Source organism: Puia sp. P3 (assembly GCF_050632245.1).
In the GTDB taxonomy this organism is placed as follows: domain Bacteria; phylum Bacteroidota; class Bacteroidia; order Chitinophagales; family Chitinophagaceae; genus Puia.
The window spans coordinates 4383674-4401314 of the sequence record NZ_CP192583.1 but is presented as its reverse complement, the minus strand read 5'-3'; the positions used below and the strand labels follow the sequence as shown (position 1 = coordinate 4401314).

At 55.2% G+C, this 17641-nt stretch carries 18 protein-coding genes and 2 pseudogenes; 12 read left to right on the top strand and 8 right to left on the bottom strand.

Annotation, left to right across the window (positions count from 1 at the left end; genetic code table 11):
• Positions 1-11 precede the first annotated feature (11 nt).
• The 11 genes and pseudogenes from ACQ86N_RS27510 (at position 12) to ACQ86N_RS27460 (ending at position 9045) form a co-directional block, all read left to right on the top strand.
• Complete coding sequence (locus ACQ86N_RS27510; RefSeq protein WP_431209843.1) at positions 12-446, top strand: hypothetical protein; 435 nt, start codon at positions 12-14, stop codon at positions 444-446.
• Positions 346-1368: a RagB/SusD family nutrient uptake outer membrane protein gene (locus tag ACQ86N_RS27505; RefSeq protein ID WP_431209842.1), complete on the top strand. Its 1023-nt coding sequence runs from the start codon at positions 346-348 to the stop codon at positions 1366-1368. The genes ACQ86N_RS27510 and ACQ86N_RS27505 overlap by 101 nt, the downstream gene beginning before the upstream one ends.
• Positions 1292-1573, top strand: coding sequence for a RagB/SusD family nutrient uptake outer membrane protein (locus ACQ86N_RS27500; RefSeq protein WP_431209841.1), 282 nt, complete (start codon positions 1292-1294; stop codon positions 1571-1573). Before ACQ86N_RS27505 ends, ACQ86N_RS27500 begins: the two co-directional genes overlap by 77 nt.
• A 52-nt stretch (positions 1574-1625) precedes the next feature.
• Entirely contained in the window at positions 1626-2072 is a 447-nt protein-coding gene (locus tag ACQ86N_RS27495; RefSeq protein ID WP_431209840.1) for a hypothetical protein, read from the top strand.
• Between the two features lie 96 nt (positions 2073-2168).
• Positions 2169-2963 carry a glycoside hydrolase domain-containing protein gene (locus ACQ86N_RS27490; protein ID WP_431209839.1) on the top strand — a complete coding sequence of 265 codons (795 nt, stop codon included), beginning with the start codon at positions 2169-2171 and terminating at the stop codon, positions 2961-2963.
• Entirely contained in the window at positions 2954-3763 is an 810-nt protein-coding gene (locus ACQ86N_RS27485) for a glycoside hydrolase family 92 protein (protein ID WP_431209838.1), read from the top strand. The genes ACQ86N_RS27490 and ACQ86N_RS27485 overlap by 10 nt, the downstream gene beginning before the upstream one ends.
• Before the next feature lie 79 nt (positions 3764-3842).
• Positions 3843-4994, top strand: a complete 1152-nt coding sequence (locus ACQ86N_RS27480) for a hypothetical protein (protein ID WP_431209837.1) — start codon at positions 3843-3845, stop codon at positions 4992-4994.
• Positions 4991-6690: pseudogene (locus ACQ86N_RS27475) on the top strand (glycoside hydrolase family 3 N-terminal domain-containing protein); the annotation flags it as partial. The gene ACQ86N_RS27480 and the pseudogene ACQ86N_RS27475, both read left to right, overlap by 4 nt.
• A gap of 9 nt (positions 6691-6699) precedes the next feature.
• The gene (locus ACQ86N_RS27470; protein ID WP_431217619.1) at positions 6700-7083 is read left to right on the top strand and encodes a fibronectin type III-like domain-contianing protein; all 384 of its coding nucleotides are present in this window, start codon (positions 6700-6702) and stop codon (positions 7081-7083) included.
• A gap of 35 nt (positions 7084-7118) precedes the next feature.
• On the top strand, positions 7119-8717 hold the full coding sequence (locus ACQ86N_RS27465; protein ID WP_431209836.1) for a hypothetical protein: 1599 nt from the start codon (positions 7119-7121) through the stop codon (positions 8715-8717).
• Positions 8659-9045 carry a tetratricopeptide repeat protein gene (locus ACQ86N_RS27460; RefSeq protein ID WP_431209835.1) on the top strand — a complete coding sequence of 129 codons (387 nt, stop codon included), beginning with the start codon at positions 8659-8661 and terminating at the stop codon, positions 9043-9045. The genes ACQ86N_RS27465 and ACQ86N_RS27460 overlap by 59 nt, the downstream gene beginning before the upstream one ends.
• Here the strand turns inward: ACQ86N_RS27460 and ACQ86N_RS27455 are convergent.
• From ACQ86N_RS27455 to ACQ86N_RS27445, 3 genes are read right to left on the bottom strand one after another with little or no spacing between them, the layout of a single operon-like run.
• Positions 9042-9233: a hypothetical protein gene (locus tag ACQ86N_RS27455; protein WP_431209834.1), complete on the bottom strand. Its 192-nt coding sequence runs from the start codon at positions 9231-9233 to the stop codon at positions 9042-9044. The two genes, ACQ86N_RS27460 and ACQ86N_RS27455, sit on opposite strands and share 4 nt — an antisense overlap.
• A gap of 14 nt (positions 9234-9247) precedes the next feature.
• Positions 9248-9616 carry a hypothetical protein gene (locus tag ACQ86N_RS27450; protein WP_431217618.1) on the bottom strand — a complete coding sequence of 123 codons (369 nt, stop codon included), beginning with the start codon at positions 9614-9616 and terminating at the stop codon, positions 9248-9250.
• Complete coding sequence (locus ACQ86N_RS27445) at positions 9570-10199, bottom strand: hypothetical protein (RefSeq protein WP_431209833.1); 630 nt, start codon at positions 10197-10199, stop codon at positions 9570-9572. The genes ACQ86N_RS27450 and ACQ86N_RS27445 overlap by 47 nt, the downstream gene beginning before the upstream one ends.
• 213 nt (positions 10200-10412) lie before the next feature.
• On the opposite strand from ACQ86N_RS27445, the gene ACQ86N_RS27440 reads away from it, so the two are divergent.
• On the top strand, positions 10413-10688 hold the full coding sequence (locus tag ACQ86N_RS27440; protein ID WP_431209832.1) for a hypothetical protein: 276 nt from the start codon (positions 10413-10415) through the stop codon (positions 10686-10688).
• 219 nt (positions 10689-10907) lie between these two features.
• Here the strand turns inward: ACQ86N_RS27440 and trxA are convergent, their stop codons facing one another.
• From trxA to ACQ86N_RS27415, 5 genes and pseudogenes are all read right to left on the bottom strand, one after another.
• Positions 10908-11168 (bottom strand): thioredoxin, encoded by a 261-nt coding sequence (gene trxA / locus ACQ86N_RS27435; protein ID WP_431209831.1) that lies wholly within the window; start codon positions 11166-11168, stop codon positions 10908-10910.
• A 235-nt stretch (positions 11169-11403) separates the two neighbouring features.
• Complete coding sequence (locus ACQ86N_RS27430; RefSeq protein WP_431209830.1) at positions 11404-12030, bottom strand: OB-fold nucleic acid binding domain-containing protein; 627 nt, start codon at positions 12028-12030, stop codon at positions 11404-11406.
• Between the two features lie 90 nt (positions 12031-12120).
• Positions 12121-13647, bottom strand: a complete 1527-nt coding sequence (gene dnaE / locus ACQ86N_RS27425) for a DNA polymerase III subunit alpha (RefSeq protein ID WP_431209829.1) — start codon at positions 13645-13647, stop codon at positions 12121-12123.
• A gap of 109 nt (positions 13648-13756) precedes the next feature.
• A pseudogene (gene dnaE / locus ACQ86N_RS27420) lies at positions 13757-15043 on the bottom strand (DNA polymerase III subunit alpha); the annotation flags it as partial.
• A 111-nt stretch (positions 15044-15154) separates the two neighbouring features.
• Positions 15155-17539 carry an ABC transporter permease gene (locus ACQ86N_RS27415; protein WP_431209828.1) on the bottom strand — a complete coding sequence of 795 codons (2385 nt, stop codon included), beginning with the start codon at positions 17537-17539 and terminating at the stop codon, positions 15155-15157.
• Positions 17540-17641 lie beyond the last annotated feature (102 nt).

Here is a 17641-nt window from a genome sequence, read left to right as displayed (position 1 = left end):
TGTATTTCCATATGAAATATTCAAGATTTTATATTTGGGCGACCGGGCTGCTTGTGGCGGGTGCAGCGGCGGCAGTATTTTCCGGATGTCAGAAGCTGACAGAGAATCCGAAAGGCAATATCACGCCGGACAGTTATTATAAGACGCAGAGCGATCTGGATGCGGCGGTTGCCGGTATGTATATCCAGCTGGCGCGTGACGGCGCGTGGGGTTTCACGAGCAAGGAGACCTCCTATTTCGGGTCGGACGACCTGACGACGGACCCGGGTCTGAACAAGGGCGACCAGCGCGAGTTCGACAGGCTGCAGGGCAGCTCCACCAACTCTTCGCTGCCCGCGGAGTGGAATGGTCCCCTGGCAGACGATCTACAATGCGAACTTTATCCTGCAGAATTATTCCAAGATCTCGACCACGGATACCGTGACGAGGAACAAGTCGGCGGGTGAGGCGTATTTCCTGCGGGGTCTGTGTTATTATTATCTGGTTCGCACGTTCGGCCCGCTGCCGATAGTGACGGCGCCGATCGACGCGACGACGCGTGTTCCGAGGAGTGCGGTGGCGGATGTTTACAAGCAGATCATCAGTGATCTTGGTATGGCCAAGGCGATGCTGGGCAAGACGAAGGTGCAGGGGCATCCCAGCATCTATTCCGCGAGCGCTGTTCTTGCCGATGCCTATCTGACAATGGCGGGATGGCCGGTGAATGATGCGACGAAGTATCAGGCGGCTGCGGATGAGGCGAATATCGTCATGTCTTCGAACGTGTTCAATATGAATATCCCCTACGACCAGGTGTTCAAGACGCGGAATGGTCCCGAGACGATCTTCGCGCTGCAGTACAGTGTGGCGGGCAACCTGCCCAACCGCCGGTATGGCTCTTCGAATGTGCCGCTGGATGAGGTGGCTGTGGATGGAAGCAGCGGATGGGATGATGTTTATCCGGAGATCAATTTCTACAAGAACAGGCCGATCTGTCAGCGGAGCAGTATGACCTTCTACGATACGATCAAGCTGCGGAATCCGGACAAGCAGACGTTTACCCTGGTGCCGTGGAATTCTCCGGCGACGCACGCGCAGCATCCTTACTACAGGAAGTACAGGGCCGGTCTGGTAACGAACGGAATAGGGGATGGTGTCAATGAAGACGCTACGCATCTGTTCACGATACAGCCTTCCACCAATATGGAAACGGTGATCAGCCGGTATGCGGGTGTGCTGCTGGACTATGCCGAGGCTTCCGATATGGCGGGCAAGTGGTCCGTCGGCGGCGAGTTATGCGGCGATCAATCAGGTGCGGGCCCGCGCCGGGCTGCCCGATCTGACGCCGGGGCTTTCGCAGACGGCGTTCAGGGATTCGGTGGTGTATGAAAGGTCTTATGAGTTTGCGGAGGAGTTCGGCGTGCGCTGGTTCGATATCGTTCGGCTGCAGTTGTTGCCGCAGATATCCGCGGCGAGGGATGCGACCGAGAATCCGATACCTGCGGGTGTGAATTATGCGCAGAAGTACTGGGCGCCGATACCGCTGGCGGAGATGACGCTGAATGCCGCCTGGAAGCAGAATGATGGGTATTGATATTATTATTTTATTAGGCCGTGCCTGCGGGCACGGCCATTTTTTAATTGTTATGAAGAGACTTGTTTTACCTCTGCTATTTTTTTGTTTTGTTGGGGCGTATGGGCAGGTGGGCTATATCGATCCGACGATCGGGAATGTGGGGGCTTTGCTGGAGCCTACGCGGCCGACGGTGTCTTTGCCTAATCAGGTGATAAGGATGTATCCGGTGAGGAAGGACTATATGGATAATTGTATTTCGAGCTTTCCCCTGACGATGGTGTCGCATCGCCTGGGAGAAGCTTTTTCTATAAAGCCATATGTTGGAGAGCTGCCTTTGACCGGAGACGATGCGTGGAAGCGGAGGATGCCTTACGATCATGACCTGGAAGTGACGAGGCCCTGGTATTATTCCACCTGGCTGGAGAACGACAATATTACGGTGGAGTTTGCTCCGGGGAGAAGACGGGCATATATCGATACGCCTTTGGGTCTTCCGGGCGGAGGGCTTTGTTGTTAAATGTATATAATGGTGGTGGGTCTTCGTGGCATTTTTTGTCGGGTCGCGAGGTTACGGGGACGGAGACCTGGCATGGGGATGTAAAGATATATATGTATGGGGTGTTTAGTGTTGAGGGGAAGCCGGAGGCTGCTGCTGTGGCTGGGGCTGTTTCGCGGACGTATGTGGAGTTTCCCTTCGGGGAGTGGGGCGGTTGAGCTGAGGTACGCGATCAGCTTTGTAAGTGCGGAGCAGGCGAAGGCGAATTATAAGCGGGAGGTCGAGGGTCGCGCGTTTGCGGCGGTGCGGCAGCACGCGGAGGAGGCATGGCAGAAGGTGGTGGGTCAGATCAAAGTGGAGGGGGCGACGGAGGCTCAGCGGAGGTCGTTTTATTCGGCGTTGTACCGATGTCAGGAGCGGATGGTGGATATTTCGGAGGGGCAGTCTTACTATAGCGGGTATAACAAGCGGGTGAATACGGATAAGCGGCCTTTTTATGTGGACGACTGGGCATGGGATACCTATCTGGCGCTGCATCCGCTGCGGACGATCCTGCATCCGAAACAGGAGGAGGACATGCTGCAGTCGTATGTAAGGATGTATCAGCAGAGCGGGTGGATGCCTACGTTTCCGGTGTTGTGGGGCGACTATGCGTGCATGAACGGATTTCATTCTTCGGTGATGTTTCTGGATGCATGGAGGAAGGGGTTGAGAAATTTCGATGTGGCGGGTGCGTATGAGGGTATGCGCAAGAATTCGACGGATGCGACTTTGTTGCCGTGGAGGAATGGTCCGAAGACTTCGCTGGATGAGTTTTTTCATGAGCACGGGTATTTTCCGGCCCTGCATCCGGGGAGAAAGAGACCGTATCCGAGGTACATCCTTTCGAGCGGCGGCAGGCGGTGGCGGTGACGCTGGGGGCTTCATATGATGACTGGGCGGTGTCGCAGCTGGCGAAGGAGCTTGGGAAGAAGGAAGACTATGAACAGTTCGGTCGCCGGGGTCTGAATTACAGAAATCTTTGGGATAGTTCGCGGCGGTTCTTTATGCCGAAGGACGATAAGGGGAGCTGGATTGCTATAGACCCGGTGTTTGACGGCGGTCCGGGTGGACGGGATTATTATGACGAGGACAATGGCTGGACGTATATGTGGCAGGTGCAGGAGAATATTCCCGACCTGATCGGTCTGATGGGTGGGAAGAAGGCGACGGAGGAAAGGCTGGATCAGCTGTTCAGGGAGGAGCTGGGGCGTTCGAAGCAGGATCTCTGGTCGAAGTTCCCGGATATGACGGGGATGGTGGGGCAGTATTCGATGGCGAATGAGCCGTGTTTTCATATACCATATTTGTACAATTATGCGGGTGTGCCGTGGAAGACGCAGCAGGCTGTGCGGTTTTTGCTGGCGACGTGGTTCAAGGACAATGTGTTTGGGATACCGGGCGATGAGGATGGAGGAGGGATGTCGGCATTTGTAGTGTTTTCGTCGATGGGATTTTATCCGGTGACGCCGGGGATGCCGGTGTATACTATCGGGAGTCCGTTGTTCAGTAAAGTTTCGATCGCGCTGGAGAACGGGAGGACTTTTACGCTGGTGGCGCATAACAGTTCGGTTGTAAACAAGTATATTCAGAGTGCTAAGATGAATGGGGTGGTGCTGAATCAGCCGTGGTTTACGCATAAGCAGCTGATGGATGGGGGATATTGGAATTAGAAATGGGGGCTAAACCAAATAAACAATGGGGAGTCAATGGCGCCGCGCCGTCTGCGGAATAATTTTTTTGTTGGTTGCGGTGCGCTCGATCGGAGCGCCGGGACCGGACTATCGGTTTGATGGGAAGATCTCGCGGGAGGTGCTGGATAATTATTTAAATCGTAGCATATCTATCGAGGGGTTGTTGAATGGCCGTGGTGATCTGGAGGATAATATCCGGATGCTGGATCATGTGGGGGCAAAGTTTATTGGAAGGAGTATTTGTTTGTGGGGAAGGGAGGGACAGTTGCTGGCGAATTTTGCGCGGGCGCGTGTGCAGGTGCCGCGCGTGCTGGCGGGCGATCCGGACAGGATACTGGAGGCCTGTATATTCGAGATCGTGACGAAGCAGGTGGATTCGGTACCGGTGCCGGGATGGGCTTTTAAGGCGATGGGGCTTCGGGTGGAGAAGAGGAATTTCAGGTATGATTCGATGATCTATGCGGACGGGAGGCATGTGGGGCAGTGGGGGCATAGCGGGTCGGTACCGGATGTGAGTCGTATGGAGACGAGGCTGTGGTTTTATTTTTTAGCGGCATCGTATATCGACCTGGGATTTGAGGCGATACACTATGGGCAGGTGGAGTTGATGAATCATAATGATCCGGGTTTGGATTACTGGGCGCAGGTGTTTGAGATGGCGCGGGCTTATGGCCGGAAGCATGCGCGGAGGCATATTTTGTTGTGTGATGCGCATACGCCCGGGGGAGGGTTTGTGAAGGATGGCAGGCTGTTGCTGGACTTTCATGCGTTTCCTTTACGAATAAAAGAAGACACGTCCCGGCCGCAGAATGCGGTGCTTGAATTGGGTTTTTCGGATGGGTTGTATCGCCGGAGCAAGGGCGGGATAACGCCGAGCGGGTGGAGTTGTGAGCATCTGCCGTATCTGGTGGAGTTCGATAACTATGGGGTGAGCAAGGCTCCGGGTCAGCCGGGGCAGGGGCATGGAGGTTTTGACTGGATCTGGGGGTATGACGAGATCAGTTGGTTTGCGCATCAGCCGTTGCAGTACCGAAAGGACTGGTTATGGTATGCGTGGCGGTGGGTGAGGGAGGTCGACAGCAATGCGCATCTGGAGATGCCGGGGGAAGGACGGAGAGCTCGCCGCTGGATGGCCGGCGGTGGTATTATGCGAACAACCCGAGTCCGGCTGTGCCGCAGGGGCTCGGTGACGAGGAGGAGATACGGATGATCTGGATCGAGCAGCGGGTGGTTGATTTATTGGGGAAGATGAATACGGTAGAGAAGATCAGGCAATTGGATATGTACTGGGGCCGGGAGGTCGCCGATATGAAGGGGCATGAGGCCGCGGCCTGGTCGCCTGTGAAGACGGCGGAGGCGATGGGGACGGAGGGTATCGGGTCGGTACATGATCTGTATCCGCTGACGGCGGATATTGCGAATAGTATACAGCGTTATGCGGTGGAGAAGACGAGGCTGGGTATACCGGTGCTGTTTATAGAAGAGGGGCTGCATGGGTATAGTGGGTTTGGGAGCACGTCATTTCCTATCCCGCTGCAGATAGCGGGGGCTTTCGATACGGTGCTTACCTATGAGATTGGAAGGGCTATTGCTACGGAGACCCGGGCACATGGCGTTGACATGTTATTAGGTCCTGTGCTTTGTCTGCCGCGTGATCCGCGGTGGGGCAGGGTAGAGGAGACCTATGGGGAGGATACGTGGCTGGATTCGAGGATGGGGGTTGCGATGGTTCGGGGTTTTCAGGGGCAGGGTGTGGACCGGCCGGACGCGGTGGTGGCTGAGCCGAAGCATTTTGCGGTGCATGGGATACCGGAGGCGGGGAGCAATACGGCTCCGGTGAATATGGGGGAGCGGGAGGTAAGGTCTTCGTTCCTGCCTGTGTTCGAGGCGGCGGTTCGTGAGGGTGGGGCTTTGTCGATGATGGCGGCTTATAGTGAGCTGGATGGGATACCCTGTGTCGACAATAAATGGTTACTGACGGATGTGTTGCGGGGAGAGTGGGGGTTCAGGGGGTTTGTGTTGTCGGACCTTGGGGCTATCAGGATGTCGCTGGTGAATCATCGTGTGGCTTCCGATACCGCGGATGCTCTGGCGCAGACGCTGAAGGCGGGGCTGAATATGCAGTTTTACGATTTTGGGCATGAGAATTTTGTTGCTGCGGTTTCTGCGGCGTTGTCCCGCGGGGAGTTGTCGGCCGGCCGGCTGGATAGTGCGGTTCGCGATGTGCTGAGGGTTAAATTTTTACTGGGGCTTTTTGACCATCCGTATACGGATGTGGGTCGGAAGGCTGCGGTGTTTCATACGGCGGCTCATCAGGACCTGGCTCTTCGGGCGGCTCAGGAAAGTATTTGTTTGCTGAAGAATGCCGGTGGGGTGTTGCCGCTGCGTGCTCCGCGGGTATTGGCCGTGGTGGGGCCGCTGGCTACGAGTGCCTATCTGGGTGGGTACTCGAATACGGAGGGGAGGGCTGTTTCTATATTGGATGGGTTGAAGCAGCGGGCTGGTGGTTCGATGGAGATCCGGTATGATAAATGGGATTCGGTGGATGTCGTTTCGGGGGCGGATGCGGTGGTGGTGACGCTTGGCGAGGAGCCGGAATCGGTGGGTGAGGGGAAGGACAGGGCGCATCTGCAGCTGAGTGAGCGGCAGATGGAGTTGGTGAAGAAAGTTTATGCTACGGGGAAGCCGGTGGTGGCGCTGTTGTCAAACGGGAGGCCGGTTTGTTTTAACTGGGTTGCCGAACATATACCCGCGATCGTGGAGTGCTGGTTTTCGGGGGAGAAGGGGGACTGGCGGTTGCGGATGTACTGCTGGGGAAGGTGAATCCTTCGGGTAAGCTGCCGATGAGTTTCCCCCGGTCGGAGGGGCAGATACCATGGTATTATAATCACAAGCCTACGTCGGGACATCGATACGTGGATGAGAAGAGTACTCCGCTGTTTGCTTTTGGGCATGGGTTGAGTTATACGAGGTTTGAGTATTCAGGGTTGAAGGTTTCGCCTTCGGCGATCGGTGTGGGAGATACGGCCGTAGTGGAAGTAACGGTGACGAATAAGGGAGCCGTTGCGGGTGTCGAGGTGGCGCAGCTGTATGTGCGGGATGTTGTGAGTAGTGTGACGACGCCGGAGATCGGGCTGAAGGGATTTGGGAGGGTGGAGCTGCGGCCTGGGGAGAGTAAGGTGGTGAGGTTTGTGGTGGGGCCTTCGCAGCTGGCGTTGTGGAATAGAGAGATGAAGCGGGTGGTGGAACCGGGAGAATTTAAGATCATGGTTGGCGGGGGTCGGATGAGATCCGATTGACGGAAAGTCTGTGGGTGAAATAAAAATTTAAGGGCATGAGGAGACGATTGCTTTTCAGGATAATTGCCGTTGCGCTACCGCTGGTACTGTTGCTGGTGCTGGAGGGGGTGCTGCGGCTTTTTCATTTTGGTTATGATCCTTCGTTGTTTATCGAGTATCCGGGGAACAGTGACTATTGGGTGATGAACCCGAATGCTTCGCGGCTGTATTTTTCCGATCAGCTGAATGCGACGACGGGGAACCAGGAGCCATTCCGGAAGGAGAAGGAGGCGGGGACGATGCGGATCTTTGTGCTGGGGGAATCGACGACGATCGGGTACCCTTATTTTCATAACGGGTCCTTTCACCGGATGTTGCAGTGGCGGCTGATGCACGACCATCCGGATAAGAAGATCGAGATGGTGAATGTGTCGCTGACGGCGGTGAATTCGTATACGGTGGCGGGGTTTGCCCGCGAGGTGGTGGAGTTTCAGCCGGATGCTGTGTTGATCTATACGGGGCATAATGAATATTATGGCGCCTTGGGGGTGGGGTCGACGGAGCGGTTGGGGAGTAGTCCGGGGATGGTGCGGCTCCTGTTGTGGACCCGGCGGTCGCGGGTGGTGCAGCTGATGGGGAAGGTGATGGGATGGTTTGGTTCCCGGGTTGGTGGATCGCGCGCCGGGAGGACGAGGATGGAGGTGATGGCTGGAGATCAGCAAATAGCGTTTGGTTCTAAGGAGTATTATAAAGGGATTTTGCAGTTCAGGCAGAATATGGACGCGGCGCTTGGTGTGTTGCAGAGTGCCGGGGTGCCGGTGTACTGGAGTAATCTGGTTTGTAATGAGAAGGATCTGAGGCCGATGATGAGCTGGCCGGAGGTGCAGCGGCTGACTCCTGTGTTTCAGCAGCAGCTGGTGCGGGGTGTGCAGGCACTGGGAGCGGGGGATTCTTTGGCGGCGTGGAATGCGCTGCTGGCGGCGGATAGTGTGGACAGCGGGTATGCGTTGTGCCGGTACTATCTGGGGAAGCTGGCGTATGAGCGGGAGGAGTTCGGGTTGGCGGGGAGGTATTTTGAGAGCGCGAAGGAACTGGACGCGTTACGTTTTCGGGCGCCGGATAGTATCAATGGGGTGATCAGGGAGTTGGTCAAAAAATATTCTGTGGCGCATCTGGTGGATGCGAGGGCGGCTTTTGCGGCGGCTTCCGCGCATGGGATAGTGGGGGATTCGCTGGTGCTGGATCATGTGCATCCTAACCTGCGGGGGTATGCGTTGCTGGCGGATGCGTTCTATTTGGCGATGGGAGGAAAGGAGCGGATCCATTATTCCGATATGCCTGTTACGGTGGTGGATTCGCTGAACGGGGAGTATCGGATAGCGCATTTGAAGCGGTCCTGGCCTTTTGCGGATTCGGCGCATGGGGTTGCGGCCGTGCCTTCGAGGGAGGAATTGAGTGTTGCCGGACCGGAGGAGCAGATCGCGTATAGTCTTGCGTTCGAGCATTTGGGTTGGGAGGAGGCGATGGACCGGCTGTATGCCGACTATAGTCGGAGGGGGGCCTCGGGAGAGGGCCAGGGTGGTGATGGAGGGGTTGATGCTGGAGCATCCGGAGGAGGGGGAGTATCTGGAACGGGTGGCGATGCTTTGCGGTAAGTCGGGGGAGTATGATAAGGCGATCTTTTATTTTGGGCAGGCTTTCCGGCGGCAGCCGAGTTTTGACAGGGCGCGGTATCTTTTTGTATTGTGTTTGCAGCAGGACAGGCCGGCGGATGCGGCGCCTTATCTTGACTATGCTATTGCGAATAATGCGCAGGGGATGAATTTGAGGCCGGTGAAGGCGGGGGTGGAGGAGGTGATGCGGTTGAAAAAGGAGTTGGCCCGGGATCCTGCGAACCCCGGGGTTATTGATTCTATTGCCCGTGCGTATCAGCTAATGGGGAATAAGGAGGGGGCCATGAAGTATGATCGAAAGGCCCGTTAGTAGCGCATGACGGCGGCTAGTTTGGCTGCTATGGGCATATTTTCCACCAGGTGTGCTTTGCCGCCGTGCAGGACGGTCTGGATGACGGCCTGGTCGGCGAGGTTTTCGTCGCCGGTCTCTTCGCGTTCGTGGAGGATGGGTTCGTTGACGGAGGGTTCGTAGTGTCCCCAAACCTCTGTCCCTTTCATGATATATAGTTCGGCTATGCGGCCTTCGAATGCGGCGCGGATGACTTCCTGGGGAAGCTATTGACGCGGGATGTGTGGTCGATGAGGTTGGCCATGGTCTCCTGCTGTTGTTTGTCGAAGTAGGTTTCGAGTATGGGCAGGAGGTGCTGGTAGAGGGTATGGTCGTCGACGCGGTCGTAGTTGCCGGTGAGGGAACGGCCGGCGATGTTCTTATAGGCAGAGACGTTGCGGTAGATGGGCAGGAGGTATTCCACGCCAGCGAGGAACAGGGGGATGTTGCCGTTGCCGAGAACGGATTTGAGGGTTTTATCGACCTCTTTAAGATAGATGGGGATATTATCTTTTTCGTTTGTGCTGCGGTAGTTGGAGCCGGTTCCGGGGATATGGCCGCTTTTGTCCTTTTCTTCGAAGCTGGATGACGTCGTCCATACCGATGGGCATTTCGGGGACGTCTATGCGTGCGAGTGTGAAGCGGTCGGCGCGGTAGAGGCGTGCGGCGTGTTTGCTGAGTACGAGGAGGTACGCGTAGTCGGTGTCCGTCAGGATCGATGCGAGCGGCGTGAGCTGGAAGCCAGAGTTGATGTGGGTCTTTTCATCGGGGCTTGTGGGCAGCCGGCAGCAGGCGCTGTATCCGGGCGAGGGAAGACGGCGAGGCCGGGGGATTGGTTGTGCCAGAACTCGTCGTTGTCTGAGCAGCTGCAGTCCGGGTATCAGCAGTTGTCCGGCAAGGGAGGCGTCGAATTTTTGTTGTATCAGGGACTGCTGCACTTTTTGCAGCACGGATTTGAATGCTTTTTTGTCTTCCTGTCCGTTGACTTCCACTCCTGAGTTGTGTGTAGGTAAATATATGGTGACGCAGGGACCGTCGTGGTGTTGGGCCAGTCTTTCGAAGGTCTCCTTGTCGAGCCAGGAGATGATCTGAATACCGTTGTCTGACTTTAGAACAAATGGTTCGGAATTTCTCATGGGTATTATTTTAATAACGTGTACTCAATTCTTATACCAGGTACGTATGACCGTGGATTTGGAAAGGGTATGGTCGGTGAATTGCAAAAGGTTGAGGGTGAATCAGGTAGGCCAATTGTTTTAATGCGGTTTTAACGAGGTCCGATTAATTTTTCCGGATCGCCTGCGTTCTAATCAAGTAGGATATAAATCTCCTAACAAAAAAATCAACGTATGAAGAAGCTACTTATTCTCGCCATGATCGTTGGTGGAAGCCTTGTTGCAAATTCGGTTTCTGCGCAGGTCAGGGTGGAAGTTAACTTTGAAAAACAGTATCCCGGGGCCACCTATTATGAGTACCCGAAATGGCATGGGCATTATCATGATAAGGTGTACTATGACCATTATCATGCTCGTTTCGAGAAGGAGCACAAGCCTTATTTTCATGGCAGGGATTTTGACCATGACCGTTACGAGAAGGAACATCACTGGAAAGAACATCACCACTAGAATTGAGAGAGCCCGTCTGAACGACGGGCTTTTTTATTGGGAGATCTTTTTGCCGATGAGCAAGGTGGCGTGACCGTTGGGAAGAATCGAATTTTGTGTTTGGATTTGGGGAGTAGATTGCGTCGGTTATCAACAAGCAATGATAGGAAATGTGACTTAATTAGAAAGGCCGCCTATTTCTATAGGCGGCCTTTGTTATGAAAAAAGCGGAATAATATATTAGATATGTGATTCGATCTTCTTAACGAAGTTGGCTTTCGGCTGAGCACCTACGAGCTTGTCCACCACTTTACCGTCCTTGATGAAGAGGATGGCGGGGATGCTGGTGATGCCATAGTTAACGGAAAGCTGGGGATTGTTGTCCACGTTTACTTTGCCTACGTTGATCTTGTCGGCGTATTCTTTGGACAATTCCTCGATGACGGGTCCGATTGCGCGACAGGGTCCGCACCATTCAGCCCAAAAGTCTACGACGGTCAATTTATCGGAAGAGATGACTTTTTCCCTGGAAGTTGGTGTCAGTTAATTCTAAAGCCATAATTAGTGTTTTTTATGTGATGTGTTTGTTTTACGATACAAATGTCAACCAATTTTGTGAACTTTTTCGTCGTTTTCCCGACAAGTGGGTCCCGGGGGCTCCGTGGCGGGTGGTCGATCATTTCCGGACTATTTATTCCAATTTCGTTCCAGGTGGTTGATTCTGACAGTTCGGCGGTCAGGTAGTGACGACCTGAACTTCCAGTTCGGGCTTAGTTTCGAGGAAAGCAGACATTTCGTCATTCATTTCGAAGCCTGTCCCCATTGTGTACAAACTTACCCGCGAATGGCTTTTGGACTCTACGATATTGAATTTCAGGCCTGATTTGCCGGGATACTTCTTGACATTCTTTTCTATGAAGTCGACCATTTCCTGGTTGATAAAGCGTGCTTCCACGTCCATGATCACCTGTTTGGTAAGGATGGGTTTGATGCTTTCAAGGAGCATCATACGGTCGATCTTGAACTCGAACTGGTTGGTATTGAACCGTTGTTTGAAGTTGCCCATGAGGAAGAGGTTCTTGCCTTTTTCCAGGTAATTGGAATAGCGGGCGTAGTCTTCGCTCCAGAGCATGAATTCGGCCTTGCCGGTATAGTCTTCGATGGTGAGTGCTCCGAACTGTTTGCCTGTTTTGCTGACGCGGTGTTGCGCGTCTACGACCAGGCCGGCCAGGCGAAGGGTTTTTCCCGGGTTGCTCTGGAGGCCGAGGGCGTCTTTTATTTCGTTGTATTCTCCCAGCTGTGTGATGCCGTAGTGGGAGATCTCGAATTTGAAGTGATCGAGTGGGTGTCCGCTCATGAACATCCCAGTCACGTCTTTTTCGTGGTCCAGCAGTTCGGTCAGGGTCCGTGGTTCGCAGGTGGGGATCCTCGGGTGTGGCGATCTCGGGCATGGTCAGGTCGCCGAAGAGGCTGTTGCTGGTCTGCTGGGAGTTGGTCTGGTAGACGTTGCCGAATTTGATGATCTTTTCGAGGCCTGTGGAGGTGTCTCCGGGGGCATGAAGAAGTACTGTGCGCGGTGGAATTCGGTGAAGCAGTCGAAGGAGCCTGCGTAGGCCAGGCTTTCCAGCGTTTTTTTGTTGACGGCGCGCTGGTTGACGCGTTTGATGAGGTCGAACATGGACTTGAAGTTGCCCTCCTTGTGGCGTTCTTCGATGATGCTTTCGACGGCGGCTTCGCCGACGCCTTTGAGGCCGCCGAGGCCGACGCGGATATCGCCGTTCTGGTTGACTGCAAAACCTTTGCGGGATTCGTTGACGTCGGGGCCGAGTACTTTGAGGCCCATCCGTTTGCACTCTTCCATGAAGAAGGTGATCTTTTCGATGCTGCCGGCGTGGTTGAGAACGGCGGCCATATATTCCGACGGGTAGTGGGCTTTGAGGTAGGCGGTCTGGTACGCGACGAAGGCGTAGCAGGTGGAGTGTGATTTATTGAAGGCGTACTGGGCGAATGCTTCCCAGTCGGTCCAGATCTTGTCGAGGATCTTTTCGTCGAAGCCTTTTGCGGTGGCGCCCTTGATGAACTGGGTCTTCATCTTGTCCAGGATGGACTTTTGTTTCTTACCCATGGCCTTACGCAGGACGTCGGCGTCGCCCTTGCTAAAGCCGGCGATCTTTTGGGCGAGGAGCATTACCTGTTCCTGATACACCGTGATCCCATAGGTATCGCCGAGGTATTCTTCCATTTCTGCGAGGTCGAAGACGATGGGTTCGCGGCCGTGTTTGCGGTCGATATAGTTGGGGATATAGGCGATTGGGCCGGGCCGGTACAGGGCGTTCATGGCGATGAGGTCGCTGAACTTGTCGGGTTTGAGGTCCTTGAGGTATTTCTGCATACCGGGACTTTCAAACTGGAATGTTCCGATGGTTTCCGCGCGCTGGTAGAGTTCGAATGTTTTCCCGTCGTCGAGCGGGATGTCGTCGATGACGATCTCGACGCCGTGGTTCTCTTTTATTAGTTCGAGAGCGGTTTTGAGGATGTTGAGTGTCCTCAGACCGAGGAAGTCCATTTTGATAACGCCTGCTTCTTCGATAACGCTGCCTTCGATCTGTGTAACGAGGAGGTCAGAGTCTTTGGCCGTGCAGACGGGGAGGATGTTCATGAGGTCTTCCGGAGCGATGATGATACCTGCTGCGTGGAGGCCGGTGTTGCGGACGGAGCCTTCGAGTCTTTCCGCCTCGTGGAGGACGCGGCTTCGCATGTCGTCTCCTTTATAGATATCCCGGAGTAGTTTGACGTTGATGAGGTCGTCGGGGCCTACGCCGTCTTTTTCTTCGAGGGATTTTTCGCCTTCCCTGGCCGTGAGCGGGGCGTGGAGGACCCTTTTCAGTTCGATGCCGGGTCGTTCGGGCACGAGCTTGGCGAGGGCGTTGGATTCGGTCAGGGGCAGGTCGAGGGCGCGGGCAACGTCCTTGATGCTCATCTTGGCGGCCATGGTACCATAGGTAACGATCTGGGCCACCTCGGTTCTTGCCGTATTTGCCTGCTACGTATTCGATCACGCGCTGTCTGCCGACGTCATCGAAGTCCGTGTCGATATCCGGCATGGACTTACGGTCGGGGTTGAGAAAGCGTTCGAACAGGAGGTTGTACTTTATCGGGTCGATATTGGTGATGCCGATGCAGTAGGCGACGACGCTGCCTGCCGCGGAGCCACGACCGGGGCCGATGAATACGCCCATGTCGCGTCCGGCCTTGATGAAGTCGGATACGATGAGGAAGTAGCCGGCGAAGCCCATGGTCTTGATGGTAAAGAGCTCGAAGTCGAGGCGTTCCGTTATATCCGGTGTGAGGTCGCTGTATCTGAGTTTGGCGCCTTCATAGGTGAGGTATTTCAGGTATTCCCACTGGTCGAGGTTGCTGTCGTTGTGGATCTGAAATTCCTTCGGGATGGGGAAGGCGGGGAGGAGGATATCCTTTTTCAGATTGAGGACTTCGATGCGGTCGACGATCATGTTGGTGTTGTCGATCGACTCGGGGATGTCTCTGAACAGGGTGCTCATTTCCTCCGTGGTCTTGAAATAGAACTGGTCGTTGGGGAATTTGAAGCGTCTGTTCTTTGTGTTGAGGTCGTCGTTGACGATGTCGTCGTAGCTCGGTGTCGCCTGCTTCTCGCCGGTGTTGATGCAGAGCAGGATGTCGTGGGCGTTTGCGTCGTCGCGGTCGGTGTAGTGGCTGTCGTTGGTGGCGATGACCGGGACGTTGTATTTTTTTGCGAATCTGAGCAGGGTTTCGTTGATGATCTCCTGTTCCTTGATCGCGTGGCGCTGGAGTTCGATGAAGTAGTCTTCGCCGAAGAGGTCGAGCCACCATTTGAATTCTTTTTCCGCCTTTTCCTCCCCGTCGTGGAGGATGGTCTGGGGGACATAGGCCCCGATGCAGCAGGTGGTGGCGATGAGCCCTTCGTGATATTTGAGGATGAGTTCCTTGTCGATGCGGGGGTATTTGCTGTAGAGGCCCTCGGTATAGCCGAGGGAGGTCAGTTTGATCAGGTTCTGATAGCCCTGTTTGTTCTTGGCCGGGAGGATCTGGTGGTAGCGTTCGTCGCGCTGTTCTTTTGTAAATGTTTTTCTGCTACGGTCCTCGACGACGTAGAACTCGCAGCCTACGACGGGCTTGACCTTGAGGGTTCCGTCGTCATTCTTGTGCTTATAGGCTTCGGCTACGAATTCGAAGGCGCCGAACATGTTGCCGTGGTCGGTGATGGCCGGGGCGGGCATGCCGTCCCTGATCGCCTTTTTGTAGAGGCTTTGGATGGAGGCGGCTCCGTCGAGGAGTGAGTACTGGGTATGGGTATGTAGATGTGAGAATTTCGGCATGTGTATCTGTGGTATGGACCTGCAATTAACTAACAAAGTTGGATATTATTAGTTCGTTTGCGGGGTATGGTCCGCACATATTTTCCACATCGTTGTTTCTTCGCCGGGGCGCTATTCCGATCGCAGGCTTTTCACCGGGTTGCTGAGGGCTGCCCGGATGGTCTGGAAGCTGACGGTGGCCAGCGTGATCAGCAGTGCGCCCGCTGCGGTCATGATGATCGTCACAGCCGAGATCTGGGTATGGTAGGAATAGTTTTCCAGCCATTTATTCATCGCGTAACAGGCCAGCGGGATCGCGATCAGGAAGGAGAGGGCTACGAGGCCCACGAAGTCCCTGCTGAGCAGTCCCCAGAGGTTGAATGTAGAGGCGCCGAGGACCTTTCGGACACCAATTTCCTTGGTGCGTTGTTCGGCGGTGAAGGCGGCCAGGCCGAAGAGGCCGAGGCAGCTGATGAAGATGGCGAAGGCGGCGAAGAAGGTGGCCAGGCTGCTGATGCGTTCTTCGTCGCCGAATTTGGTGGCGTATTCGGTGTCCTCGAATTTATATTCGAAGGGCGCGCCGGGGTTGTATTTTTTGAAGACGGCCTCGACCCTGGGCAGGGTCTCGTGGGGGCTTTGTTTCGGATCGAGCTTGACCAGGATGACATTGCCCCAGTTGTAGTCGATGAGGAAGACGGTTGGTTTGATGGGTTCGAAAGGGGATTCCATGACCATATCCTTTACTACGCCGAGGACGCGGAGGTGTTTTTCGGGCGAGTTATCGAAGTACCGGACCGTTTCTTTGAGGGGGTCTGTGAAGCCCATGAATTTCGCTGCGGCCTCGTTGAGGATGATGCCGTTGCTGTCGGAAGGGAAGTCCCTCGAGAAGTCGCGGCCCTGCGCGAACTTCCAGCCGATGGTCCGGCCGAAGTCGTGGGTGATGCCGATGACGCCAAAGCTGGGGAACAGGCCGGGGGGCTTGCCGCGCCAGTCGAAGGAGCTTTGGTTGCTCCATACGCTGGTGGTGGGGCTGGATGACTCGGCCATATCGGTTACAGCGCCGGTCCGGAGCAGGTCGTCGCGCATGGCCTGGTAGTGGCCGTAGAGGTCCGGGGTGTTCATGTCGATCCTGATCAGGCCGGCCCGGGCATAGTTGACGGGTCGGTCCTTCGCATACTGGATCTGGGTGTAGACGACGATGGTGCCGATGATCAGGGATACCGAGACGGTGAACTGGAGGACCACCAGGGCTTTGCGCGGTATGGAAGCGAAGCGGCCGGTCCTGAAGCTGCCTTTGAGAACTTTGATGGAACTGAAGGAAGAGAGGTAGAGGGCCGGGTAGCTGCCGGAAATGAGGCCGGTGAATAATGTAAAACATAGTGTTGCCAGCCAGAAGATCGGATTACTCCAGGGGAGGATGATCTTTTTGTCGGCTAGCTGGTTGAACCAGGGGAGGGCCAGCTCGGTGAGCAGTATCGCGAGGCAGAGCGCGATTGCCGCGATCATGACCGACTCGCAGAGGAACTGGATAATGAGCTGGGTTCTCAGGCTGCCGACGGCTTTGCGGATACCGACTTCTCTTGCCCGTCGTTCGCTGCGTGCGGTGCTGAGGTTCATAAAGTTGATGCAGGCGAGAAGGAGGACGAAGCCACCGATCAGGCCGAACATCCAGACGAACTGGATGCTGCCGCCGGTGTTCCTGCCGTCCTTGAATTCGCCGTAGAGGTGCCATTTGGGCATGGCGTGGAGGAGGACTTCGGGCTTGTCTTTTCTGTCGTGCCCTTCGAGGCCGCCTTTTATTTTGGCGTTCACCTGTTCGATGCCGGCGTTGTCTGCCAGCTGAGCGTAGAGTTGAAAGGAGTTATTGTCCCAGTTGTTGGCGGAATTTTTCACCCAGTCGCGGTCGGCTACATAGAAGGCCCATGGGGTGAGGAAGCCGAGGTCCCTGAATTCGCAGTTGTAGGGGAGGTCTTCGTATACGCCGCTGACTTTGAGCACGCTCTTGTTGTTGAATTTTATCGTTTTATTCACGGGGTCGGCGTCTCCGAAGAGGGTGGTGGCTGTGGATCGGCTGAGGACGATGGAGCTGGGGTCGTCGATGCAGTGCCAGTTGCCTTTGATCATTTTCAGGGAGAAGATGGCGGGGAAGTCGGGTTCGGCGAACATACCGTCGCGGCTGATCTTTTTGTCGCCGTTGGCGAGGATATTGGGCTGAAGCCAGGAAGCGAGGGCTACCCTTTTGAAGTCGGAGCCGTATTTTGTCCTTAGTTCGGGGCCCAGCGGGATGGGGATGGAGCGAAGGGATTGGGTGGAGCCGGAGTGGGTGCTGTTCTCCAGGACGCGAACGATGCGGTTGTAGTTGGCGAAGTTGCGGTCGAAGCTGGTTTCGTCGGTGATCCAGAGGCCGATGAGGATCGTGATGGTCAGGCCGGCGGCCAGACCGAGTATATTGATGGAGGAGTAGACCTTGTTTTTGACGAGGTTGCGCCAGGCGACTTTGAAATAGTTGGTCAGCATTTCCCGTTGGTTTTGATGTTTGGGGGATTGGATCTCCCGCCATTAGTGATTTTCTTCCAATCGGGTGCCAGAAGTTGGCAGCATTGGAGCTCAGCGGGTTGC